Annotated in this window: 1 protein-coding gene; it reads right to left on the bottom strand. The window is 56.3% G+C overall.

Going from position 1 to position 1,380, the window contains the following annotated elements; all coding sequences use genetic code 11:
- Nucleotides 1–1,380, bottom strand: a 1,380-nt coding sequence (locus H2C83_RS17055; RefSeq protein ID WP_181742368.1) for a transketolase family protein, incomplete at both ends; no start/stop codon positions are given.

Raw genomic sequence — 1,380 nt, 5'->3', positions numbered from 1 at the left:
GAAACTTCCGAACCCGTTGCCAACAGCAGGGCATCCGGTGTTTCCTTGTCGGCATCGCTGATCACATAAGCGCCTTTTTTCACGCCTTCATACGCTTTTTCCCGGGTGCCTTCCAGCGTGGGCAGATTTTGTCGCGTCAGTACCAGTGCCGTCGGCTTATCGGTCGATTCCAGCGCCAGTCTCCACGCTGCCTGCGTCTCGTTGGCGTCAGCCGGACGGATCAGGGACAGTCCCGGCATGGCACGCAAAGCTGCCAAATGTTCGATCGGTTCGTGCGTGGGGCCGTCTTCACCCACGGCGATCGAATCATGGGTCAACACATAGATGACGGGCTGCTTCATCAGCGCAGCCAGGCGAATGGACGGACGCAGGTAATCGTTAAAGACGAAGAAGGTGCCTCCGTACACTTTCAATCCGCCATGTAGCGCCATTCCGTTCAGGGCAGCTCCCATCGCGTGTTCACGCACGCCAAACCAGATATTTCTTCCGGCATAGTTCCGGCTGGAGAAATCATCTTCCCCATTGATCGTGGTTTTGTTGGAACCGGCCAGGTCGGCACTTCCGCCAAGGAAATACGGAACCTGTCTGGCGATGGCGTTCAGTACCTTTCCGGAAGAGGCCCGGGTGGCCAGGGGATCTTTCCCCGCTTCAAAGACAGGCAGTTCCTTCTCCCAGCCTTCCGGCAGTTTTCCCGCAATGGCCTGTTTCAGTTCCCGGGCCGGTTCGGGATAAGCTTCTTCATAAGCGGCAAACAGTTTTTTCCACTCCGCTTCCTTTTGCGCGCCCGGTTTGACCACTTTTTCCTCAAAATCAGCATAAACTTCCTCCGGCACATAAAACGGTTCATGGGTCCAGCCGTAGAATTCCTTGGTCAGTTTGACTTCCTCTTCGCCCAGCGGTGCTCCGTGGGAAGCCGAGGAACCGGATTTGTTGGGAGAACCGTACCCGATTACGGTCTTGATTTCAATCAGGGTGGGTTGTTCCGTATGGGCTTTTGCTGCCCTGATCGCCCGCCTGATTTCCTCCACATTGTTTCCGTCTTCCACACGCAGCACTTGCCAGCCATATGCCTGGAATCGTTGCTGGATGTTTTCGGAGAAGGAGCGGTTCAACTCTCCGTCCAGGGAAATGTCATTGGAATCATAGAGGACAATCAGTTTGCCCAGTTTCAGGTGCCCCGCCAGGGAAGCCGCTTCATGGGAAATGCCTTCCATCAGGTCTCCATCCCCCGTCAGGGCATAGGTGAGGTGATCGATCACGGGAAAATCTTTCCGGTTATATGTTGCGGCCAGATGGGCTTCGGCCATCGCCATTCCCACGGCCATGGCGATTCCCTGGCCCAGCGGTCCCGTGGTCGCTTCCACCCCGTCTGTATGGCCC

The organism is Thermoactinomyces mirandus (assembly GCF_013868055.1).
Classification (GTDB): domain Bacteria; phylum Bacillota; class Bacilli; order Thermoactinomycetales; family Thermoactinomycetaceae; genus Thermoactinomyces; species Thermoactinomyces mirandus.
This window is presented reverse-complemented; position numbering and strand designations above follow the sequence as displayed.